Annotated in this window: 23 protein-coding genes; 16 read left to right on the top strand and 7 right to left on the bottom strand. The window is 75.0% G+C overall.

What is annotated here, in order from left to right; all coding sequences use genetic code 11:
- Positions 1 to 77: 77 nt before the first annotated feature.
- The 3 genes from ACIF6F_RS18450 to ACIF6F_RS18440 all read left to right on the top strand — a co-directional run bounded on the left by ACIF6F_RS18450 (position 78) and on the right by ACIF6F_RS18440 (position 3,410).
- Entirely contained in the window at positions 78 to 1,178 is a 1,101-nt protein-coding gene (locus tag ACIF6F_RS18450; RefSeq protein ID WP_399947708.1) for a PP2C family protein-serine/threonine phosphatase, read from the top strand.
- Between the two features lie 281 nt (positions 1,179 to 1,459).
- Positions 1,460 to 2,794, top strand: a complete 1,335-nt coding sequence (locus ACIF6F_RS18445; RefSeq protein WP_399947707.1) for a transcriptional regulator — start codon at positions 1,460 to 1,462, stop codon at positions 2,792 to 2,794.
- 85 nt (positions 2,795 to 2,879) lie between these two features.
- A complete protein-coding gene (locus tag ACIF6F_RS18440) occupies positions 2,880 to 3,410 on the top strand; it encodes an NUDIX domain-containing protein (protein ID WP_399947705.1) in 531 nt (176 codons plus the stop codon).
- Positions 3,411 to 3,502: 92 nt separating this feature from the next.
- Here the strand turns inward: ACIF6F_RS18440 and ACIF6F_RS18435 are convergent, their stop codons facing one another.
- The gene (locus ACIF6F_RS18435; protein ID WP_399947703.1) at positions 3,503 to 4,396 is read right to left on the bottom strand and encodes a 3-hydroxybutyryl-CoA dehydrogenase; all 894 of its coding nucleotides are present in this window, start codon (positions 4,394 to 4,396) and stop codon (positions 3,503 to 3,505) included.
- A gap of 151 nt (positions 4,397 to 4,547) precedes the next feature.
- Between ACIF6F_RS18435 and ACIF6F_RS18430 the strand changes: the two genes are divergently transcribed.
- Positions 4,548 to 5,813 carry a glycoside hydrolase family 10 protein gene (locus ACIF6F_RS18430; protein ID WP_399947701.1) on the top strand — a complete coding sequence of 422 codons (1,266 nt, stop codon included), beginning with the start codon at positions 4,548 to 4,550 and terminating at the stop codon, positions 5,811 to 5,813.
- Positions 5,814 to 5,868: 55 nt separating this feature from the next.
- Here ACIF6F_RS18430 and ACIF6F_RS18425 read toward each other — a convergent pair whose 3' ends face one another.
- Positions 5,869 to 6,066, bottom strand: coding sequence for a DUF1918 domain-containing protein (locus ACIF6F_RS18425; protein ID WP_399947700.1), 198 nt, complete (start codon positions 6,064 to 6,066; stop codon positions 5,869 to 5,871).
- A gap of 212 nt (positions 6,067 to 6,278) precedes the next feature.
- Positions 6,279 to 7,229 carry a DMT family transporter gene (locus tag ACIF6F_RS18420; protein WP_399947698.1) on the bottom strand — a complete coding sequence of 317 codons (951 nt, stop codon included), beginning with the start codon at positions 7,227 to 7,229 and terminating at the stop codon, positions 6,279 to 6,281.
- Between ACIF6F_RS18420 and ACIF6F_RS18415 the strand changes: the two genes are divergently transcribed.
- From ACIF6F_RS18415 to ACIF6F_RS18400, 4 genes are all read left to right on the top strand, one after another.
- A complete protein-coding gene (locus tag ACIF6F_RS18415) occupies positions 7,228 to 8,649 on the top strand; it encodes a PLP-dependent aminotransferase family protein (protein WP_399947696.1) in 1,422 nt (473 codons plus the stop codon). The genes ACIF6F_RS18420 and ACIF6F_RS18415 overlap by 2 nt on opposite strands.
- 317 nt (positions 8,650 to 8,966) lie before the next feature.
- Positions 8,967 to 9,542, top strand: coding sequence for a histidine phosphatase family protein (locus ACIF6F_RS18410; RefSeq protein WP_399947694.1), 576 nt, complete (start codon positions 8,967 to 8,969; stop codon positions 9,540 to 9,542).
- A 77-nt stretch (positions 9,543 to 9,619) separates the two neighbouring features.
- Positions 9,620 to 10,411 carry an N-acetyltransferase gene (locus ACIF6F_RS18405; protein WP_399947692.1) on the top strand — a complete coding sequence of 264 codons (792 nt, stop codon included), beginning with the start codon at positions 9,620 to 9,622 and terminating at the stop codon, positions 10,409 to 10,411.
- Between the two features lie 203 nt (positions 10,412 to 10,614).
- Positions 10,615 to 11,199 carry a hypothetical protein gene (locus ACIF6F_RS18400; protein WP_399947690.1) on the top strand — a complete coding sequence of 195 codons (585 nt, stop codon included), beginning with the start codon at positions 10,615 to 10,617 and terminating at the stop codon, positions 11,197 to 11,199.
- On the opposite strand, the gene ACIF6F_RS18395 is transcribed toward ACIF6F_RS18400, so the two are convergent.
- Positions 11,181 to 13,040, bottom strand: coding sequence for a BTAD domain-containing putative transcriptional regulator (locus ACIF6F_RS18395; RefSeq protein ID WP_399947688.1), 1,860 nt, complete (start codon positions 13,038 to 13,040; stop codon positions 11,181 to 11,183). The two genes, ACIF6F_RS18400 and ACIF6F_RS18395, sit on opposite strands and share 19 nt — an antisense overlap.
- Positions 13,041 to 13,258: 218 nt before the next feature.
- Positions 13,259 to 13,807 (bottom strand): GNAT family N-acetyltransferase, encoded by a 549-nt coding sequence (locus tag ACIF6F_RS18390; protein WP_399947686.1) that lies wholly within the window; start codon positions 13,805 to 13,807, stop codon positions 13,259 to 13,261.
- Positions 13,808 to 13,910: 103 nt separating this feature from the next.
- On the opposite strand from ACIF6F_RS18390, the gene ACIF6F_RS18385 reads away from it, so the two are divergent.
- The 4 genes from ACIF6F_RS18385 (at position 13,911) to ACIF6F_RS18370 (ending at position 16,379) form a co-directional block, all read left to right on the top strand.
- On the top strand, positions 13,911 to 14,513 hold the full coding sequence (locus ACIF6F_RS18385; RefSeq protein ID WP_399947684.1) for a TetR/AcrR family transcriptional regulator: 603 nt from the start codon (positions 13,911 to 13,913) through the stop codon (positions 14,511 to 14,513).
- A 36-nt stretch (positions 14,514 to 14,549) separates the two neighbouring features.
- On the top strand, positions 14,550 to 15,053 hold the full coding sequence (locus ACIF6F_RS18380; protein WP_399947682.1) for a DinB family protein: 504 nt from the start codon (positions 14,550 to 14,552) through the stop codon (positions 15,051 to 15,053).
- A gap of 195 nt (positions 15,054 to 15,248) precedes the next feature.
- Positions 15,249 to 15,632 carry a hypothetical protein gene (locus tag ACIF6F_RS18375; protein WP_399947680.1) on the top strand — a complete coding sequence of 128 codons (384 nt, stop codon included), beginning with the start codon at positions 15,249 to 15,251 and terminating at the stop codon, positions 15,630 to 15,632.
- 24 nt (positions 15,633 to 15,656) lie between these two features.
- A complete protein-coding gene (locus tag ACIF6F_RS18370; RefSeq protein WP_399947678.1) occupies positions 15,657 to 16,379 on the top strand; it encodes a DUF72 domain-containing protein in 723 nt (240 codons plus the stop codon).
- A gap of 15 nt (positions 16,380 to 16,394) precedes the next feature.
- Here ACIF6F_RS18370 and ACIF6F_RS18365 read toward each other — a convergent pair whose 3' ends face one another.
- Both ACIF6F_RS18365 and ACIF6F_RS18360 read right to left on the bottom strand, forming a co-directional pair.
- Positions 16,395 to 16,610 (bottom strand): hypothetical protein, encoded by a 216-nt coding sequence (locus ACIF6F_RS18365; protein ID WP_399947677.1) that lies wholly within the window; start codon positions 16,608 to 16,610, stop codon positions 16,395 to 16,397.
- A 117-nt stretch (positions 16,611 to 16,727) separates the two neighbouring features.
- Positions 16,728 to 17,192 carry a DUF6228 family protein gene (locus ACIF6F_RS18360; RefSeq protein WP_399947675.1) on the bottom strand — a complete coding sequence of 155 codons (465 nt, stop codon included), beginning with the start codon at positions 17,190 to 17,192 and terminating at the stop codon, positions 16,728 to 16,730.
- A gap of 135 nt (positions 17,193 to 17,327) precedes the next feature.
- On the opposite strand from ACIF6F_RS18360, the gene argC reads away from it, so the two are divergent.
- From argC to ACIF6F_RS18340, 4 genes are all read left to right on the top strand, one after another.
- Positions 17,328 to 18,356, top strand: a complete 1,029-nt coding sequence (gene argC, locus ACIF6F_RS18355) for an N-acetyl-gamma-glutamyl-phosphate reductase (protein ID WP_399947673.1) — start codon at positions 17,328 to 17,330, stop codon at positions 18,354 to 18,356.
- Between the two features lie 85 nt (positions 18,357 to 18,441).
- Entirely contained in the window at positions 18,442 to 19,617 is a 1,176-nt protein-coding gene (gene argJ / locus ACIF6F_RS18350; protein WP_399947671.1) for a bifunctional glutamate N-acetyltransferase/amino-acid acetyltransferase ArgJ, read from the top strand.
- Positions 19,614 to 20,552, top strand: coding sequence for an acetylglutamate kinase (gene argB, locus ACIF6F_RS18345; protein WP_399947669.1), 939 nt, complete (start codon positions 19,614 to 19,616; stop codon positions 20,550 to 20,552). The genes argJ and argB overlap by 4 nt, the downstream gene beginning before the upstream one ends.
- A complete protein-coding gene (locus tag ACIF6F_RS18340; RefSeq protein ID WP_399947667.1) occupies positions 20,549 to 21,745 on the top strand; it encodes an acetylornithine transaminase in 1,197 nt (398 codons plus the stop codon). Before argB ends, ACIF6F_RS18340 begins: the two co-directional genes overlap by 4 nt.
- Position 21,746 lies beyond the last annotated feature (1 nt).

Here is a 21,746-nt window from a genome sequence, read left to right as displayed (position 1 = left end):
ATTGCGGCCGCTGGACACAATCGATCCGGCCGTGGGGCAACCGGCCCTCTACCTCAGGTTCCGGGGAGGCCGACGGCATGATGGGAATCCGGGCCTGGCTGGCCCTGCGGGTCGCCGGCCCGGCGCGCGGTGACGTGCCCCGGGTGCGCCGGGCGTGCCTCCTTGCCTGGGGTGCCGCCACGGTCCTCTGGGAGCTGGCCTCACCGGCCTCCGCCGGCCCGCTGCTGCCGCGCCTCGCCACCTGTGCCGCCTTCCTGCTGCTGGCCACCGGCGCCGCGCTGTCGATCCGCCAGGGGCTGCTGGGCGAGCTGCGCCGTACCCAGGAGATCGCCGGGGCCGCCCAGCGGGTGCTGCTGCGGCCGCTGCCGCCGCGGATGGACGGTCTGGCCCTCGCCTCCGCCCAGGTTTCCGCGAGCCGGGGCGCCGCGGTCGGCGGGGACCTGTACGACGCGGTCCCGACGGCGTACGGGGTGCGGGTGGTCATCGGGGACGTGCGCGGGCACGGGCTGCCCGCACTGGGAGCCGCCGCCGCGGTGCTGGGGAGCTTCCGCGAGGCGGCGTACGACGAACCGACCCTGGGCGGGGTGCTGCGGCGCATGGAGCGCGCCCTGGGCCGTCACCTGCGCGACCGGTCCCGTGCCGAGCACCCGGCCGCCTGCCCGGCCGAGCCGGACTCGCCGGCCGCCGAGGAGTTCGTCACCGTCCTGCTGCTGGAGATCGACGCGGACGGCTGCCTCCGGGCCCTCAACTGCGGCCATCCCTGGCCCTATCGGCTGCGCGGTCCCACGCCCGACCGCCCCGGCCGGGCCGAACCGCTCGCCGGCGCCGAGACGTTGCCGCCGCTGGGCGTGCTGCCGCTGCCCGACCGCCTGCCGCCGCAGCTGCGCACCTGGCGGGGGCCCGGTGACTCGCTCTTCCTCCACACGGACGGCGCCGCCGACGCACGGGACCGCGACGGCGGGTGGTTCCCGCTGCGCGCCGCCCTCGCGAGGGCAGCCGATACGGCGTGCACGCCCGCGGGCCTGGTCGCGGACGTGCACGCCGCGCTGCTGCGCCACACCGGCGGGCGGCTCGCCGACGACGTCGCCCTGCTGGTGGTGCGCAACGACCGCCGCCCGGTGCCCGCGCAACCGAACGGGCAGGCGGTGTGCCGGGCAGCGAGCCCGCACGGGACCTGACAGGTTCCGAGAGCGGGCCCTCATGGCGGCGGCCGCAGGTGCGCCGCCCGCCCTGCCGCGGAGTGTCGGGCAGACAGCAGGGCGGGCGGCGCTGGTACGGGCCGTCGCACTGTACGAGGGGGAGCCGACGGCCCGGGCTGCCTCTTGGCGAGGCGCTTCAGTCAACCGGTCCGGGCCCCGCCGCGGCAGGGTGCGCCGCGCATTTATGCGCGCACTCGATTCACACCCCGTGTGAACTTCCGGGCCACTAGGCTGACTCCGACGAGCCCTTGGAGGGGCCCATGCAGCCCAATGTCCTGCTCGACGCCCTCCTCGACGAGGCGGGCATCTCACACGCGGGCCTCGCGGCCCGCGTGAACCTCGCGGGCCGGTCGCGGGGACTGGCCCTGCGGTACGAACACACGGCCGTGGCACGGTGGTTGAAGGGCCAGCGCCCGCGCGGCCGCGTGCCCGACTTGATCTGCGAGGTGCTGGCGGACCGGCTGGACCGCCCGGTCACCCTCGACGACATCGGCCTCGGGCTCCCGGGCCGGCCGGGGGGCGCCTCGCCGCTCAGCGGGTTCGTCGACCGGGCCACCGCCCTGTGGCGCTCGGACGACCAGGGCCGCACCCGGCAGCTCGCGCCGGTCGCGCTCACCGGCACCCCCGCGGTGATCCCGGTGTGGGAGTGGGAGAACCCGCCCGAGGACGCCGACGTGTCCCGGGCCGGGCCGACGCCGGTGGGCCCGGAGCACATCGAGATGCTGCGCGCCGCACGGGCGCACTACGAGCTGATGTACCGCCGGGCGGGCGGGATGGCCACCCGGGCCCGGATCGTGCGCTTCCTCGGCAGTGAGACCGCGCCGCTTCTGCGGGGCAGCTACCCGGACGCCCTGGGGCGGCAGTTGCACCGGGCCACCGGCTCGCTGGTGGCGGTGGCCGGCATCTGCGCGTACGACTCGGACGCGCACGGGCTCGCGCAGCGCTACTTCCACCAGGCGCTGCGGCTCGCGAAGGCCAGCGGGGACCGGGGGCTCGGGGCGTACGTGATCGCGCTCATCGTCAACCAGTCGCTGTACCTGCGCGAGTACCGGCAGGCCGTGGCCTTCGCGGAGGCGGCGCTGCGGGCCACCGGGTCCCGGATCAGCCCGGCGCTGGCCGCCGACCTGTACGCGATGCAGGCGAAGGCGTACGCGCACCTCGGCGACGCCCCCGGTGCGCTGGCCTGTATCCGCCGGGCGGAGGACGCCGCGGGCCGGATCCTGCGGGGCAGCGAGCCGGCCGAGACCGGGTACGTACAGCCGGGTCTGGTCAACGTCCAGGTGGCCGAGGCGCTGCTGAGCCTGGGGGACCTGCCCGCGGCGTACGAGCAGGCCGCGGCGGCCGTGGACACCCCGGCGCACGACCGGGGGCGGGTGCACCGGCTGGCGATGCTCTGCGAGGTGCAGCTCCGGCAGGGCGAGCCGGACCGGGCGGCGGAGGCGGCGCGTGAAATGGCCGAAAAGGCGCGGGGGATGGAGTCCCGGCGGCTGCGCGAACGGCTGGCCGCGGTCCGCGCCCAGCTGCTGGGCAGCGGCAGCGCGCGGGCGCAGGAGACGGCGGAGCTGATCGACGGGGCGCTGAGGGTCCCGCTGTAAGGGCCGCCGGGACCGCCGTCGGTTCCGCCGCACCGGGCCAACTGCTGCGATGTTGCCACCCATTCGAACGGAAGGTGGCAGAACCGTGCAGTGGACGAACCTGAGTGAACAGACGGTCTACCGCAACCGGTGGTTCCAGGTGAACCTCGCCGACGTCGAACTGCCCGACGGGCGGCACCTGGACCACTTCCTCATCCGGCTGCGGCCGGTCGCGGTGGCGACGGCGGTCAACGAGGCCAACGAGGTGCTGCTGCTGTGGCGGCACCGGTTCATCACCGACAGCTGGGGCTGGGAACTGCCGGCCGGGGTGGTCGAGGACGGCGAGGAGATCGAGGCGGCGGCCGCGCGGGAGATGGAGGAGGAGACGGGCTGGCGGCCGGGCCCCCTGCGCCACCTGCTGACCGTCGAGCCCTCCAACGGGCTCTCCGACGCCCGGCACCACCTCTACTGGGCGGAGGAGGCGGAGTACACCGGCCCACCGGAGGACGCCTTCGAGTCCTCGCGACGGGAGTGGGTGCCGCTCAAGCTCGTGCCGGACATGATCGCCCGGGGTGAGATACCGGCCGCCAACATGGCGGCCGGCCTCCTCCTGCTCCATCACCTGCGGCTGGGCTGACGGCCCCCGCCCCACGCCCCCGCCCTCCGTCCGGGTGGGCCCGGACACCGGCGGGGGCTGGTCCGTACGGCTGAACCGGCTGTGCGGTCCGGTCAGCCGTACGGGTAGAAGCCCGAGCCCGTCTTGCGGCCGAGGCGGCCGGCGTCGACCATCCGCTGGAGCAGCGGCGGGGCCGCGTACAGGGGCTCCTTGTACTCGGCGTACATCGAGTCGGCGATCGAGACGATGGTGTCCAGGCCGATCAGGTCGGACAGCTTCAGCGGGCCCATGGGGTGGGCACAGCCCAGCTCCATGCCGTTGTCGATGTCCTCGCGGCTGGCGATGCCCGACTCGAACATCCGGATCGCGGAGAGCAGGTACGGCACCAGCAGCGCGTTGACCACGAATCCGGACCGGTCCTGGGCGCGGACCGCGTGCTTGCCGAGCACGTCCCGCACCAGGGCCTCGGACCGCTTGACGGTCTCGTCGCCGGTGGTCAGCGCCGGGATCAGCTCGACGAGCTTCTGCACCGGGGCCGGGTTGAAGAAGTGGATGCCGATCACCTGGTCGGGCCGCGAGGTCGCGACCGCCAGCTTCACCAGCGGGATGGAGGAGGTGTTGGACGCGAGGATCGCGTCCGGACGGGTGACGACCTGGTCGAGGACCTGGAAGATCTCCGTCTTGACCTGCTCGTTCTCGACGACCGCCTCGATGACGAGGTCACGGTCGGCGAACTCGCCGAGGTCGGTGGTGAACGAGAGGCGGGCCAGGGTGGCGTCCCGTTCCTCCTCGCTGATCTTGCCGCGTTCGGCGGCCTTGGTCAGGGAGTTGTACAGCCGGGTACGTCCGATCTCCAGGGCCCCGCCGGTGGTCTCGGCGACCTTGACCTCGAGACCGCTGCGGGCGCACACCTCGGCGATGCCCGCGCCCATCTGGCCACAGCCCACTACGCCGACGCGTGCGATGTCGGTAGGGAGGTCCGTCACATCGTGCCTTTCGCTGTTCATCCTCGGCGGGTCCCCCGTGGTCAGTGGTTACTGCGTTCCGGCGCCCGCCACGCCCCCCGACGTTACTCCCGCCCCTCCGGGCCTCGGCGGGCCGGGGCGGGCATGCTGTCCGGATACGATCTTCCATTACGGTGTGAAATCGGAGTGTCACATGACGTACATGGCTCGTCGGGGTCTGCTCACCGGTGCCGCAGGGGCGCTGGCCGCCGCCGCGACCGCGGGGACGCCCGCCGCCGCGGCCGCCCGCCCCGGGACCGGGGCCGCCCCCGCCGCCACCCGCCGGGCGGGCGAGGGGCCCGAGTTCCGGGGGATGTGGCTGGCCACCGTGGCGAACCTGGACTGGCCCTCACGGGCCGGGCTCAGTGCCCAGCAGCAGTACCGCGAACTCGTGGCCTACCTCGACACGGCGGTCAGGCGCCGGCTGAACGCGGTGATCCTCCAGGTGCGGCCCACCGCGGACGCGTTCTGGCCGTCGGAGTACGAGCCCTGGTCGGCCTCCCTGACCGGCACACAGGGCCGCGACCCCGGCTGGGACCCGCTCGGCACGGCCGTCCTGGAGGCGCGGTCGCGGGGCCTGGAGCTGCACGCCTGGTTCAACCCGTACCGGGTGGCGAACCACACCGACCCCGGGAGGCTGGCCTCGTGGCACCCGGCCCGGGTGCACCCCGAGTGGACGGTGGAGTACGGCGGGCGGCTCTACTACAACCCGGGGCTGCCAGAGGTCCGCGCCTTCGTGCAGGAGGCCATGCTCGACGCGGTTGCGCGCTACCCGCTGGACGCGGTCCACTGGGACGACTACTTCTACCCGTACCCCACCGCGGGCGCGTACTTCGACGACGACGCGGCCTACGCGGCGTACGGCGGCAGCTTCGACTCGCGCGGGGACTGGCGCCGCGACAACGTCGACACGCTGGTAAGGGAGATGAGCGAGGCGGTCGCCCGGGTCCGGCCCGGCACCCGGTTCGGGATCAGCCCGTTCGGGGTGTGGCGCACGAAGGACCGCGACCCGCTCGGCTCGCCCGGCGGCCCGGCCCTGTGCTCGTACGACGACCTGTACGCCGACACCCGGCTGTGGATCCGGCGCGGCTGGCTCGACTACGTGGTGCCGCAGGTCTACTGGCACATCGGCAACACCGGTGCCGACTACGCCAAGCTCGTGCCGTGGTGGGCCGGCGCGGTCAAGGGCACCAGGACCGACCTGTACATCGGGGAGGCCCTCTACCGGGCCGACGCGCAGAGCCCCACGCCCGCCTGGCGCAAGGAGGGGGAGCTGTCCGCCCACCTCACGCTGGCCGCCCGGCACGCCGAGGTCCGCGGCCACGTCTACTTCTCGGGAAAGCAGGTGGCCGCGGACCGTATCGGGGCCATGGGGAGGGTGGTCAGGGACCACTACCCCACGGCGGTGCCGCCGCGCTGACCCCGGGTCGCCGCCGGGGCGGTCGGCGGCGTCCTCCGGCCGCCGCCGGGCCGGGTCAGTGATGGGGTTCGGCGGGATGCCGTACCACGCAGTCGGGGCCGGGGGACATCACTGCCTCGTGACCGTCCTCGAACCGGACGCGATAGGGAGGCGTACCGTTCTCTCCCAGGACCTGGGTGATCTCGCCCACCTTGTCGTGCTGACCCACGACTCTGCCGTGCTGGACCAGTTGGTCGCCCTCGGTCGCTCGCATGTGCTGACCTCCCTCGGAGGCGGTCTGGATCGGTGACAGCAGTTTACGGCGGTTTGTGGTGATTGAGCCCGTTCGGGCGCGCCCCGGCCGCCGTCGCCGGTCCTGGGCGGGCGGCACCGGCGGGCCGCATCGGCGGGCGGCGGGGTGTCCGCGGCGAGCGCCGCTCCCGCGGGCGGTCGGGCGGGCGCGGCGAGGGGGGTACCGGCCGCCGGTCAGGTGCGCGCCCGCTGGGTCACCGCGATGCACACCAGGACGCCGGCGGCGGCCAGCGGGGCGGCGGGGGAGAGGTGTTCACCGAGCAGGGCCACCGACCACACGAGCGTGAGGAGCGGCTGGGCGAGCTGGAGCTGGCTCGCCCGGGCCGCGCCGATCTCCGCCATGCCGCGGTACCAGACGTACAGCCCGAAGAAGGTCGACCCGGCCGCCACCCAGACCAGCCCGGCCAGCCCCTTGGCGGTCAGGTCCACCGGCTCGTACGCGAGCCCGGTCGCCGCCCCCGCGAGCGACAGCGGCAGGCACAGCACCAGCGCCCAGCCGATCACCTGCCAGCCCGGCATCTCGCGGGCCAGCCGCCCGCCCTCGGTGTACCCGGCGGCGCACACCACGAGGGCGCCGAACAGGTAGGCGTCGCCGGCCGACAGGGCACCGCCGCTCTCCTTGAGGGTGAAGCCCAGCACCACCACGGCGCCGGCCACGGCCGCGGCCCAGAAGGTGCGCGAGGGCCGGGCCCCGGTGCGTACGGCGGAGAACGCCGCGGTGGTGAGCGGCAGCAGGCCCACCACGACGGCGGCGTGGGAGGTGGTGGAGGTCTGGAGCGCCAGGGTGGTCAGCAACGGGAACCCCACCACCACGCCGGCGGCGACCACGGCGAGCCCGGCCCAGTGGGCCCGGGCCGGCAGCGGGACGCGCAGGGCGAGCAGGAAGGCGCCCGCGAGGGCCGCGGCGAGAACGCTGCGGACAGCTACGAGCGACCAGGGGCCGAAGCTGTCCAGGCCCCAGACGGTGCCCGGGAAGGTGAGCGAGAAGGCCGTCACCCCGAGGCCGGCGAGCAGGGTGCCGCGGCGGGTGGCGGTGCGCGCCACGGTCCGCGGGATCGGGGCCGGTCGGTGGGAGCCGGCGACCGCTATCGTCCTGGGGTGCGTAGCGCTATTCTGTGCTGTCATGGAACAGCGTAGCAGTGTGGCCGAACTGGCCGCTTCCCTGCGGTCTGAACTGAACCGCTACTCGATTGGTGGAAAGCTGCCGTCGAGTCGGGTGCTGGTCGAGCAGTACCGGGTCAGCCCGGTGACCGTCTCGCGCGCCCTGGCCCAGCTCGCCGCCGAGGGGCTGGTGGTCACCCGGCCCGGTGCCGGGGTGTTCCGGGCCCGGCCGCGCGCACTGTCACCGGTGACCGGTGACACCTCATGGCAGGAGGTCACGCTCAGCGCGGACCTCACCGGCGAGTCGGTGCCGCGCTCCGTCGACGCCTCCGGGGTCCTGGTCAGCCTGTCCGCGCCGCCGACCGGCGTGATCGAGCTGAACGGCGGCTACCTGCACCCCTCGCTGCAGCCGGAGCGCGCGATGGCCGCCGCCCTGGCCCGCGCGGGCCGCCGGCCCGGGGCCTGGAACCGGCCCCCGGTGGAGGGCCTCCCGGAGCTGCGGGACTGGTTCGCCCGCGAGATAGGCGGCCAGGTCACCGCCGCGGACGTGCTGGTCACGGCCGGCGGCCAGAGCGCCCTGACCACCGCCCTGCGCGCGCTCGCCGCCCCCGGCGCGCCCGTCCTGGTCGAGTCGCCCACGTACCCCGGCATGCTGGCCATCGCCCGGGCCTCGGGCGTCCGCCCGGTGCCCGTCCCCGCGGACGCCGAGGGGGTGCGCCCGGAACTGCTGGAGACGGCCTTCCAGGCCACCGGGGCGCGGGTGTTCGTCTGCCAGCCGCTGTTCCAGAACCCCACCGGGGCCGTGCTGAGCGCCGAACGGCGCGCCGAGACCCTGCGGATCGCCCGCGCGGCGGGCGCCTTCGTCGTCGAGGACGACTACGCCCGCCACATGGGCCACGAGGACAGCGGCCCGCTGCCCGCGCCCATGGCCGCCGACGACCCCGACGGGGTGGTCGTGCACGTCCGCTCGCTCACCAAGGCCACCTCGCCCAGCCTGCGGGTGGGCGCGCTGGCGGCCCGCGGGCCGGTCTTCGACCGGCTGCGCGCCATCCAGGTCGTCGACAGCTTCTTCGTACCCCGGCCGCTCCAGGAGACGGCCCTGGAGCTGGTCGGCGCGCCCGCCTGGCCCCGGCACCTGCGCACGGTGGCCGCCGCCCTGCGCGAGCGCCGGGACGCGCTGGCCGGGGCGCTGGCCCGGGAGGCCCCGGCGCTCACCGTCCCGCACCTGCCCGCGGGCGGCTACCAGCTGTGGACCCGGCTGCCCGACGGCACCGACGAGGCCGGCTTCGCCGGTGCCGCCCTGCGGGCCGGGGTGGCGGTGGCGCCGGGCCGCCCGTACTTCAGCGCCGAGCCGCCGGCGCCGTACGTCCGGCTGGCCTTCGCGGCGGTGGCGGGGCCGGCGGAACTCGCCGAGGCGGCCCGGCGGCTGGCGGGCTGCCTGTAGGGCGGCGCCCCGCGACCGGGCCGGTGTCCCCGGGGCGGAGGGCGCACCGGCCCGCCCCGGTGTCCCCGGGGCGGGCCGGTGCGCCCTCCGCCGGGCCGGTGCGCCCTCCGCGGGCCGGTGTCCCGAGGGCGGGCCGGGCGTCCTGGTCCCGCCGGTGCGTCCCGGTCCGGCCGGTCGTGTTTCGGCCATGCCGTCGCCTTTCGGTCGGGCCTGTCCCGGCCCGGACGGCGCGGTCCGGACGGCGCGGCCCGGCGGTCCCGTGAAGCCGCCGGGCCCAGACGCTTGACCCGTCGGCACCGGCGCCCCACCATCACCGCATGAACGTTCGGGTCTCGCTCGTCGCCGCAGCCCGTAGTTCCTCGCTGCTCGCCGAGCGCTTCGACGACGACCGGCCGCTGGACCACAGCGGATGGCAGGCGGTGGAACTGGCGGCGCACGGCCTCGTACCCCTCGGCGCCGCGGACCTGCGCTACTGCTCGCCGACCCCCCGCAGCCGTGCCACCGGCGCGGCCCTCGGGTACGCGCCGCTGGCCCAGCCCGCGCTGCGCGAGTGCGACATGGGCCGGTGGCGCGGCCTGACCCTCGCCGAGGTCACCACCCGCGAGCCCGCGGCGGTCGACGCCTGGCTCGCCGACCCCGGCTGCGCCCCGCACGGCGGCGAGTCGCTGCTGGCCTTCATCACCCGGATCGGCTGCTGGCTCGACACCCGGCCGGCCGACGACGGCGGCGCGATCGTGGCGGTGGCCGAGCCCTCCGTCGTACGCGCCGCCCTGGTGTACGCGCTGAAGGCGCCGCCCCTGACCTACTGGAACGTGGACGTGCGCCCGCTGGCCGCCGTCACCCTCACCGGTTGGGCCGGCCGCTGGCACCTCTCCCTCCAGGCGCCGGTCTGAGGAGACGGGAGCGGAGCCGGCGGCAGCGCGGGAAAAACCGCTTGAGCAGCCATGATGCGTCTGCCTAGCGTGCCCGCATGGACGCGAACGACGATCTGACCACCAACAGCCCGGCCGACGAGGGCCTGATCATCACCACCCTGGCCGAGCGGCCCGAACTGCTCGGCGCCCTGTGGGAGATGAAGGACACCTGGCCGGCCTTCGCCGTCGAGGACCCGATCGGCTGGCTGCTCTTCGGCAGGATCGCCACGGAGCTCCAGGACTACGTACTGGTCGCCACCGACCCCGGGGGCGCCGTGGTCGCCCGCGCCTTCAGCGTGCCGTTCGCCCTGGACCGGCCGGGCCGCGGCGAACTGCCCGCCCGCGGCTGGGACCAGATCCTGCTGTGGGCCTTCTCCGACCTGCGGCACGGCGTGGCCCCCGACACGGTCAGCGCGATCGAGGTCAACATCGAGCAGGACCACGTCGGCTCCGGCATCTCGGGGCGGATGCTCGCCGCGATGCGCGAGAACGCACGCTCCCGCGGCTTCCGCGAGGTCGTGGCGCCCGTACGCCCCAACGCCAAGCACCTCGAACCCGAGGCGGACATCCACGAGTACGCCTTCCGCACCCGCCCCGACGGGCTCCCGCACGACCCGTGGCTGCGCGTGCACGTACGGGCCGGCGCGACGGTCGAGAAGGTGGCCCCCGCCTCCATGACGATCACCGGCTCCCTCGACGACTGGCGGACCTGGACCGGCCTGCCCTTCGACACCCGGGGCCCGGTGACCGTCCCGGGCGCGCTGGTGCCGGTCCGCTGCGAGCCCGAGCAGGGCTACGCCGTCTACGTGGAGCCCAACATCTGGGTGCGCCACCGCCTCGACGGCTGAGGCGGGGGGCGGGGCCGGCGGCCGTCCGGTACGCCGCTCTGCCGGCCAGCAGGGGGGCGTACCGGAACGCGGCCCGCCGGTCGTTGTGCCTCCGTTGGCCGGCGGCCCAACGGGCCCCCCACGGAGGGCCAACGTCCCCGCAACACCCGGCTGTGAGTGTGGCGTGTGTTGAGCACGACCCCACCGAGTCAAGGGAGTACCACGTGGCACAGCGTCGTTCCGTGCAACGCCAGGGGCTGTGGCGGATCCTCTTCGCCGCGCTCGCCGCCGTGTGCGCGGTCGCCTTCGGGATGACCGCCTCCGCCAGCGCCTCGGGCGGCGGCACGCCGTACGCGGACCAGGCCGCCCGGGCGGGCCTCACAGCCGCCCAGACGAAGTCGCTGCAGAAGCAGGTCGACGGCTACCTCGCCAAGACCGGCGGCCGGCAGTCGGCGGCCAACGAGATCACCCTGCCCAGCGGCGGCACCCTCACGGTCGCGCTGCCCGGCGAGCGCAAGGCCCGCAGCCTCGCCTCCGCGGGCGCCGCGTTCGTGGACTGCCCGTACTACTACTTCTGCGCGTACCAGTACGAGAACTACGGCGGCACGCAGATCCGCGAGGACAGCTGCGGCACCCACACGTCCATCCCGTGGGCCGGCTACGGCTCGTACATCAACAACCAGACCTCGGGCACCCAGGCCCGCCTGGAGAACAGCAGCAAGCAGGTCCTGTACTACTCCCGCGGCGCGTACGCGGCCGTGCCCACCGGCGTCTACTGGACCCCGGTGTACTACTTCAACCCCTGCTGACCGGGGGCAGCTCCACGGCCGGCCGCCGTCCCCTCGCGGACGGCGGCCGGCCGCTTCGCCGTGGCCGCACCCTCCCGGGCGAAGAGCCGGGTCAGGCCCTCGGCGCGGTACCACCCCGGCGCGTCCGTCTCCAGCAGCTGTACGTCGGTCAGCGCCTCCAGCAGCGACTCGGTGTCCCGCTCGGTCATCCCCAGCGCCCGCGCGGCCGCCCGCACGGAGACCGCCCCGACCGCCCCGACCAGCGCGAACAGGGGCAGCAACCGGCCCCGGACCGCCCCGCGCAGACCGCGTGCGACCCCCTCGTACGCGCCCTGGAGGCAGCAGCGCACCGAGCGCTCCCCGTCGTCCAGCTCGTCCAGCCGCCGCCGTTCGTCCGCCAGCCGCACGGCGAACTCGGCCGCGCTCCAGCGGGGCCGGGCCAGCATCCGCGCCGCCACGATGGACAGGGCCAGCGGCAGTCCGTCACAGTGCGCGGCCAGCGCGGCGGCCGACCCTGGGTCGGTGCACAGCCGTCCGTCGGCCACCGACGCCGCCAGGAGCGCGACGGACTCGGCGGGCGCCAGCGGGCCCAGCCGGACCCGCAGGTCCACGGCGGGGGCGGCGGGCTGGGCCCGGGAGGTGATCAGCACACCCGCAGCGGGGCCGGCGGGCAGCAGCGGGCCGATCAGGGAGGCGTCCTCCGCGTCGTCCAGCAGGAGCAGCACCCGGCGCCCGGCGGTGGCCGTCCGGAACGCGGCGGTGAGCTCGTCCGGGGTCAGTCCGTCCAGGCCCCGGTCCCCGGCGGGGGTCCCCAGCGAGCGCAGCAGCCGGCGCAGCAGCGGACCGGTGCCGGGGGCGGTGCGCAGGGGCACCCAGCACTGGCCGTCGGGGTAGCGGGGGGCCAGGTGGTGGGCCACGTGGACGGCGAGGGCGGTCTTCCCGATGCCGGGCGGTCCGGAGACCGCGGCGATGCCGCCGTCCGCCAGGGCCTCGGCGAGCAGTGCGGCCTCGGCGGTGCGGCCCGTGAAGTACAGGGTCTCGCGCGGGAGTTCGGTGGGCGGCGGGGGTGCTGCGGTGCGGGGCGGGTGCGGGTGCGGGTGCGGCTGTGGGTGCGGCTGCGGCAGCGGGGGACGTGCGAGGGGCGGGCGCAGCTCCGGTGCCTGGGTGAGGATCAGCCGCTCGGCGGTGCGTAACTCGGGGCCGGGATCGATGCCCAGCTCGTCCGCGAGCAGGCGGCGCCCCTCCTGGTACAGGGCCAGAGCCTCCGCCTGGCGCCCGGCGAGGTAGAGCGCGTGCATCAGACGGGCCCGCGGCAGCTCGCGCAGCGGGTGGGCCGCGACGAGGAGCCGGAGCCGGGTGACCGCCGGGGCGGTGCGGCCGAGCGCGAGGTCGGCCTCGGCGGCCAGCTCCTGGGCGGCTGCGCGCAGCTCCTCCAGCCGGGCGGTCTCCTCGCGCAGCGCGTCCAGGTCCAGGTCCTCGTACGCCGGTCCGCGCCAGAGCCGCTCGCCCGCCTCCAGCTGCTCCGCGCACCCGGCCGGGTCGCCCCCGTCGTACAGGCGGCGGGCCGCCGCGTACCGGCCCTCGAACTCGGCGGCGTCCAGTTCCCCCGGCGCCAGGACCAGGGTGTGGCCGCCCGCGGAGCGGGTGAGCCGCCGGCCGTCGCCGAGGGACTTGCGGAGTTTGTGGACGTGCCAGCGGAGCATCGCGGCGGCCGATTCCGGCGGGTCCGCGCCCCACAGGGCCCCGGCCAGCAGCTCGCCCGAGGCCGCCGCCCCCTGCCGTCCGAGCAGGACGGCCAGCAGCGCGCGCTGCTTCGCCCCCTGCACGACGGTCTCGCGCCCCGCGCCGTCCTCGACGGTCACGGGTCCGAGCACCTTGAATCGCACGCCGCCCCCAAGTGCGTCGTCCCCCGATGCGCACCAGCAGCGGGAGGATAGTTCGGGGGACGGGGCCTGTCGACATTGCGGACGTCCCGTCCGGTGGGCGGACGCGTGGGACGCCGGCGGGCAGGGAGGCGGGGGCCGGGAGGCGGTGGGCCGGGACGGTGGGGGCGGGGCGGCGGGGGCGGGGCGGCGAGGGGTCAGGCGGCCGCCGGCCAGTCGCGGGCCAGGACCGACCAGATCTCCTCGTCGTGGCGCGTGCCGCGGTACGGGTACCACTCGCGCAGCACGCCGTCGCGGGTCATGCCCAGGCGGCGGGCCGCCGCGATGCTGCGTTCGTTGCACGAGGTGGCCCACCACTCCACGCGGTGCATTCCGCGCTCCCGGAACGCCCAGTCGATCAGCACCCGGCAGGCCCGCGTGACCAGGCCCTTCCCCTCCGCGGCGGGCTCCAGCCAGCAGCCGATCTCGGCGACGCCGGACGTGGTGTTGAAGGACACGAACATGACCCCGCCGACCAGGGTGTCGCCGAGCCAGATGCCGCAGATGCGGCCGTCGTCCCTGCACTGGCGGTCGGCGTAGCGCTGGAGGGTGGCGGTGGCCGATTCGAGGTCGGTGCTGAACGTGGCCCACGGTATCCACGGGTCGACGTGGTCGCGGGCCCGGTCGATGTGGGCCAGGAACTCGGGCGCCATCCAGGGTTCGAGCGGGCGCAGGGTGGCGTCGTCGGTCAGGGGGATCGCGTACACGGGGCCTCGATTCGGGTGCGGTGCGGTGCAGTCGTGCGGCGTGCGCGGTGCGCGTGGGTACGTAACGAGCGTTCGGTACGTGAGTGTAGGTAGGGTGACCCCCATGCCGCCAGCACGAGGAGACCGCGATGCCCGCCGCGAGGACGTGTCCGAGGCGGTGTGGCGCGTCCTGGCCGGCAAGGGGTTCGGCGGTCTGACGCTGCGCGCGGTGGCCGCCGAGATGGGCGTGTCGACCGGGATGCTGATGCACTACTTCCCGACGAAGCGGGCCCTGGTGGTGCACGCGCTCGACATCCTGGAGCGGCGCAGTGCGGAACGGCCGCGTCGGGCCAGGCCGGTGGCGGGGCTCGCCGCGCTGCGCGCGGTGCTGCTGGACGTCCTGCCGCTGGGCGCCGACGACACGGCGCGCAACCGCATCTGGGTCAGCTCCTGGGACCTCGCCCTCGCGGACGAGGGCCTGGGCGCGGAGCAGGCGGAGCGGTACGTGCGGATGCGGGAGGCGCTGCTGCCGCACCTGGAGGCGGCCCGGGAGCGGGGCGAGGTCGATCCGGACGCGGATCCCGCCCGCCTGGCCGCGACGTGCGTGGCCTTCGTGCACGGGCTGGTGGTCCAGGCCCTGTTCGACCCGCGCCGGTTCACGGCCGAGGAGCAGACGCGGGCCGTCGACGGCTTCGTGCGGATGCTGGGCGCCGTACCGGAAAAATGACGGGACGGCCCCTGACCGCACTGACATGATCATCGGATGGACGATCAGCAGCGGGTGGCGCCCTCGACGGTGGCAGACGACCGGACCTCCCTGACCTCCTTCCTGGACTACCAGCGGCAGACGCTGGCCGTGAAGTGCGCCGGCCTGACGGCCGAGCAGCTCAGGATGCGGGCCGTGCCGACCTCGGGGCTCACCCTGCTCGGCCTGGTGCGGCACGCGGCCGAGGTGGAGCGCGGCTGGTTCTCCAACGTCGTGCTGGGTGAGCCGCGGGGCGCGCTGTGGGCGGCCGTCGACGGTGAGTCCGCGGACTTCCTGGTGGCGGACGCCGACCCGGAGGAGGCCTTCGCCTGCTGGCGGGCCGAGTGCGACCGGTCCCGCGCGGCCGTGGCCGGCTTCGCGTCGCTCGACGAGACCGTGAGCTTCCGGGGCGAGAGGTACTCGCTGCGGTACGTGCTGACCCACATGATCGAGGAGTACGCCCGCCACAACGGCCACGCCGACCTGATCCGCGAGGCGATCGACGGGGCCACGGGCGAGTGACGGCCCGGCCCGTGCGCGGCGCGGCGGCCGCCCAGGCTGCGGCGGGGCACGGCGTGGGGGCGCCCGGCGTGGCGGGGCACGGTGTTGCGGGGCACGGCGTGGCGGCGGCCCGCGCCCGGCGTGCCGGGGGCCCCGCGGGCTTCCGGTAGGGACCGCCGGGACAATCCCGGCGGCCGCCTGCCGAAGGAGCCCTGCGTGTCACGTACCGCCCATCACATCCGCAGCCGGCGTGCCCTGCGCCTGCCGGCCGGCGCCCGCCCCTGGCGCGCCGTGGACCTCACCGTGCCGCGCCACGGCCGCCGCGAGCTGAGCGACGCCGCCGGCGAGGGGCGCCGGCCGCTGCCGCGGTACGTGCGCGTGCGCGTGGCCGTGTACGCCTACCCCCGATCCGGCAGCGACCGCGGACTCACCGTGGAGGCCACCCGGGAGGAGCGCCGGAAACGGGCGCGGCTGCGGGCCGCGACCGGTCGTGTCCGCAGGCTGGTGTACGCCCCCGAGGGCCCGCTGCTGCTGCGGGGGGCCGAGCGGGTCGACGTACCGCCGGCGCGGCACCGCCGGTCCGTGCTCTGGCACGCCTGAGCCGGGACCGCGCACCATGGAGGCATGGCGGTGCTCGTCGGGACCTCCGGGTGGCAGTACCGGGACTGGCGCGGGGTGCTGTACCCGCCGGGCTGCCCGCAGCGGCGGTGGCTGGAGGAGTACGCCCGCAGCTTCCCGACCGTGGAGAGCAACAACGCCTTCTACCGGCTGCCGGAGGAGCACACGTTCGCCGCGTGGCGCGAGCGGACCCCCGACGGCTTCGTGATGGCCGTCAAGGCCAGCCGGTACCTCACGCACATCAGGCGGCTGAGGGACCCGGCCGAGCCGGTGGACCGGCTGATGGCGCGCTGCGCGGGCCTCGGCGACCGGCTGGGGCCGGTGCTGCTGCAGCTGCCGCCGACCCTGCGGGGCGACCCGGAGGCCCTCGACGCGTGCCTCGCCTGCTTCCCGGCCGGCGTCCGGGTCGCCGTCGAGCCCCGGCACCCCTCCTGGTGGACGGACGAGGTGCGGGAGGTGCTGGAGTCCCGGTCGGCGGCCCTGTGCTGGGCGGACCGGGACTCGCGCCCGGTGACGCCGCTGTGGCGCACCGCCGACTGGGGCTACCTCCGCCTCCACGAGGGCCGCGCCCGGCCCTGGCCGCGCTACGGGCGCACCGCACTGCGCTCGTGGGCGGCCCGCCTGTCCGACACGTGGCCCCGCATGGCGGACGTCTACGCGTACTTCAACAACGACCCGGGCGGCGCGGCAGTGGAGAACGCCCGCACCTTCACGAACCTCACCGCGTGACGCCCGCCGCACCCGTCACGGGCCGGGCAGCTCCGCCTCCCCGACCGCGGCGAGGAGCTGGACCGGGAACTCCGGATCGGCCTGGCCGACGGCGAGGGCGAGCCAGCGCTCGGTACCCGGCGGCCGCCAGACCTCCATCCCGCCGGCGAGCCCGGACAGGAGCGCCAGCGGCTCGGGTGCCCGGTACTCGGGGTCGGGATGGTCGAAGCCGAGGTACGGCCGGAGGTCCACGGTCCGGGCGGGTCCCCAGCGGGCGATGAGTACGGCGGCCAGCGCGGCGCCCGGCCGCAGGGCAGATCCGGGCCCTGGCGCCGGCAGTGCGATCCGCCGTACCGGCCGGTGCGCTGTCTATGCCCGCCCCGCGAGGAGGTGCCGGATGTCGGCCGCGAGGGTGGCCATCTGCTCACCGGCCTCCAGCCACACGGTCACCGACGCGCTCCAGTCGCCGGCGGCATGACGCCACGGCCGCACGGTCCAGGTGAGCCCGACGTGCCCGCCGGACCCGAACACCGCCGACACGGCCAGGTCGCGGTCCGGGGTCCGCCACGTGCGTGCGCCGTCCCACCCCCGGTAGTCCGCGGCCAGTGCGTCCAGGAACGCCGCGAGGCCGTCCTCCCGCCTCCAGGCGACGACGTCGTCGACGCGGGCGGTCAGCCCCGGGGCCTGCAGCTCGACGGAATGGTGGACGCAGTCCGCGTCGACGGCTCGCGGCCCCCCGAACCGCACACGGGCGGACGCGTCGCGCCGACAGCGAACGGCCACGCTGAGGTCGTCGTCGAGGTGCTCGTCGGTGCCGTGGACGCGAGAGGTCATGGGCGAAACCCTAGGTCAGGGCGCGGGCGCCCCTTCCGCCGGTGCCGGCCTCGCGGCACGCTCCGCGGCCGGAAAAGGGCTTTGCATAAACGTGCGGCGATACGTATAGTCATGCCATCAAGGATGGAGGGTCCGATGGTGGTACGTGCAGCGGTGGCTGGGGCGAGCGGGTACGCGGGCGGTGAGCTGCTGCGTCTGCTCCTCGCGCACCCCGGGGTCGAGATCGGGGCGCTCACCGGGGCCTCCAACGCCGGCCAGCGCTTCGGCGGCCTCCAGCCGCACCTGCTGCCGCTCGCCGACCGGGTGCTGGAGCCGACCACTCCCGAGGTGCTCGCCGGTCACGACGTGGTGTTCCTCGCGCTGCCGCACGGGCAGTCCGCCGCCGTCGCGGAGCAGCTCGGCGGCGACGTGCTGGTCGTGGACATGGGCGCCGACTTCCGGCTCGCGGACTCCGCCGACTGGGAGCGCTTCTACGGTTCCCCGCACGCCGGGACCTGGCCGTACGGCCTGCCCGAACTGCCGGGTGCCCGCGCCGCGCTGGAGGGGTCCAAGCGTGTCGCGGTGCCCGGTTGCTACCCCACGGCCGTCTCCCTCGCGCTCTACCCCGCGTACGCGGAGGGCCTGGCCGAGCCCGAGGCGGTGATCGTCGCCGCCACCGGCACCTCCGGCGCGGGCAAGGCGCTCAAGCCGCACCTGCTGGGCTCCGAGGTCATGGGCTCGATGAGCCCGTACGGCGTCGGCGGCGGCCACCGGCACACCCCGGAGATGATCCAGAACCTCTCCGCCGTCGCCGGCCGGCGGGTCTCGGTGTCCTTCACCCCGACCCTCGCCCCCATGTCCCGGGGCATCCTCGCCACGTGCAGCGCCAAGGCCGCGCCCGGCACCACCGCCGAGTCGGTGCGGGCCGCCTACCTGAAGGCGTACGCGGACGAGCCCTTCGTCCACCTGCTGCCCGAGGGCCAGTGGCCTGCCACGGCCTCCGTGTACGGCTCCAACGCCGTGCAGATCCAGGTGGCGTACGACGAGGCCGCCGACCGGGTGATCGCCATCAGCGCCATCGACAACCTGACCAAGGGCACCGCGGGTGGCGCGGTGCAGAGCATGAACATCGCCCTGGGGCTTCCCGAGTCCACGGGTCTGTCCACGACCGGAGTCGCTCCGTGAGGTCCCGCGCCCGCCGCAGGGAGGTGCCCAGGGCACGCCCCGCCGACGGGCCGCAGACGAACACGACGACGATCAAGGAGAAGCAGTGAGCGTCACCGAAGCGCAGGGATTCTCGGCGGCGGGCATCGCCGCGGGGATCAAGGAGAACGGCAACCCCGACCTGGCCCTGGTCGTCAACCACGGCCCCCGCCTGGCCGCCGCCGGAGTCTTCACCTCCAACCGCGTCAAGGCCGCCCCTGTCCTCTGGTCCGAGCAGGTGCTGCGCGGCGGCGCCGTCAGCGCGGTCGTCCTCAACTCCGGCGGGGCCAACGCCTGCACCGGCCCCCGGGGCTTCCAGGACACCCACGCCACCGCCGAGAAGGTCGCCGAGACCCTCAACGCCGCGGGCGTCGCGGGCGCCGAGCACAACGCCGGCGAGATCGCGGTGGCCTCCACCGGCCTGATCGGCGTCCTGCTCCCCATGGACAAGCTGCTCCCGGGCGTCGAGACCGCCACCGCCGCGCTCTCCGCGGACGGCGGCGAGGCCGCCGCCATCGCCATCAAGACCACCGACACCGTGCACAAGACCGCCGTGGTCAGGAAGGACGGCTGGACGGTCGGCGGCATGGCCAAGGGCGCGGGCATGCTCGCGCCGGGCCTGGCCACCATGCTCGTCGTCCTCACCACGGACGCCGACCTGGACAGCGCCGCCCTCGACCGCGCCCTGCGGTCCGCGACCCGCCTCACCTTCGACCGGGTCGACTCCGACGGCTGCATGTCCACCAACGACACCGTCCTGCTGCTCGCCTCCGGCGCGGCCGGCACCGTACCCGCCGAGGACGAGTTCGCCGAGGCCGTCCGCACCGTCTGCGACGACCTGGCCCGGCAGCTCATCGGCGACGCCGAGGGCGCCAGCAAGGACATCCGCATCGAGGTCGTCGGCGCGGCCACCGAGGACGACGCCGTCGAGGTCGGCCGGTCCATCGCCCGCAACAACCTGCTCAAGTGCGCCATTCACGGCGAGGACCCCAACTGGGGCCGCGTCCTCTCCGCCATCGGCACCACCAGGGCCGCCTTCGACCCGGACCGGCTCAACGTCGCCATCAACGGCGTCTGGGTCTGCAAGAACGGCTCGGTCGGCGAGGACCGGGAGCTGGTCAGCATGAAGGACCGCGAGGTCCGCATCACCGCCGACCTCTGCTCGGGCAGCGAGTCCGCCGTCATCTGGGCGAACGACCTGACCGCCGAGTACGTCCACGAGAACAGCGCGTACAGCTCGTGAGCGCCGACAAGGCCGGCCTGCCCGGCACCGGAACCGCGCGCAGGCACACCGCGCTGCCCAAGGCGGAGATCCTCATCGAGGCCCTGCCCTGGCTCACCCGCCACCACGGCAAGACCGTCGTCATCAAGTTCGGCGGCAACGCCATGATCGACGACGAGCTGAAGGCCGCCTTCGCCCAGGACGTCGTCTTCCTGCGGCACGCGGGCCTCAAGCCCGTCGTCGTGCACGGCGGCGGCCCCCAGATCAGCGCCCAGCTCGACCGGCACGGCCTGGTCAGCGAGTTCAAGGCGGGGCTGCGGGTCACCACGCCCGAGGCGATGGACGTCGTCCGCATGGTCCTGGCCGGACAGGTGCAGCGGGAGCTGGTCGGGCTCCTCAACCAGCACGGCCCGCTCGCCGTCGGCATGACCGGCGAGGACGCCCATACCATCACCGCGACCCAGCACCTGCCGGAGATCGACGGCGAACGCGTGGACATCGGCCGGGTCGGCGAGATCACCGCCATCGACACCGGCGCGATCCAGGCGCTGCTGGACGACGGCCGGATCCCGGTCGTCTCCTCCATCGCCCGCAGCGCCGACGACGGCCACGTTTACAACGTCAACGCCGACACCGCGGCCGCGGCCCTGGCCGCCGCCCTCGGTGCGGAGACGCTGATGGTCCTCACCGACGTGGAGGGCCTCTACGCGGACTGGCCGAACAGCGACGAGGTGATCAGCCGGCTGACGGTGAGCCAGCTGGACAAGCTGCTGCCCGAGCTCTCCAGCGGCATGGTCCCGAAGATGGAGGGCTGCCTGCACGCCGTGCGCAACGGCGTGAACACCGCCCGCGTCATCGACGGGCGGGTCCAGCACTCGATCCTGCTGGAGATCTTCACGGACGAGGGCATCGGCACGATGGTCGTGCCCGACGACAACGGAGGGGGAACGAAATGACCGGCAACCAGGAGCTCGCGCAGCGCTGGAAGAACACGCTGACCGACAACTACGGCACCCCCGCGGTCGCGCTGGTGCGCGGCGAGGGCGCCCAGGTGTGGGACGCCGACGGCCGGCAGTACACCGACTTCGTCGGCGGCATCGCGGTGAACGCCCTGGGCCACGCCCACCCGGCCATCGTCCGGGCCGTCTCCGACCAGGTCGCCACCCTCGGCCACGTCTCCAACCTGTTCGCCTCCGAGCCCGTCCTCGCGCTCGGCGAGCGGCTGCTCCAGCACTTCGGCCGGCCGGGCCGGGTCTTCTTCTGCAACTCCGGCGCGGAGGCGGTCGAGGCGGCCTTCAAGATCGGGCGGCTGACCGGCCGTACGCACATGGTCTCCACGCAGGGCGGCTTCCACGGCCGCACCATGGGCGCCCTGGCCCTCACCGGCCAGCCCGCCAAGCAGGGCCCCTTCCTGCCGTTGCCCGGCGACGTCACCCACGTCCCGTACGGCGACGCGGACGCCCTGCGGGCTGCGGTCACCGAGGACACCGCCCTGGTGGTCATCGAGCCCATCCAGGGCGAGAACGGCGTGGTCGTCCCGCCCGCCGGGTACCTCAAGGCCGCCCGCGAGATCACCCGGGCCACCGGCACCCTGCTCGTCCTCGACGAGGTGCAGACCGGCGTCGGCCGGTGCGGCCAGTGGTTCGAGCACCAGGCCCACGAGGGCGTCGACCCCGACCTCGTCACCCTCGCCAAGGGGCTGGGCGGCGGCCTGCCCATCGGCGCCGTCGCGGCCTTCGGCCCGGCCGCCGACCTGCTCCGGCCCGGCCAGCACGGCACCACCTTCGGCGGCAACCCGGTCGCGTGCGCCGCCGGACTCGCGGTCCTCGACACCATCGCCGCCGACGGACTGCTCGACCAGGTCAAGGACCGCGGCGAGCGGCTGCGCTCCGGAATCGAAACCTCCGGTCACCCGCTGGTCTCCCACGTCCGCGGCGCGGGCCTGCTGCTGGGTATCGTGCTGACCGAGCCCCTCGCGCCCCAGGTGCAGCAGGCGGCTCAGGACGCCGGCTTCCTGGTCAACGCGCCCGCCCCCGACGTCGTACGTCTGATGCCCGCGTACGTCGTCACGGAGGCCGAGGTGGACGCGTTCGTCCGGGCGCTGCCCGGCATCCTCGACCACGCACGCGGCGGACGGACCGGAGAATGAG

This window comes from Streptomyces sp. NPDC086023 (assembly GCF_044540325.1).
Lineage (GTDB): Bacteria > Actinomycetota > Actinomycetes > Streptomycetales > Streptomycetaceae > Streptomyces.
This window is presented reverse-complemented; position numbering and strand designations above follow the sequence as displayed.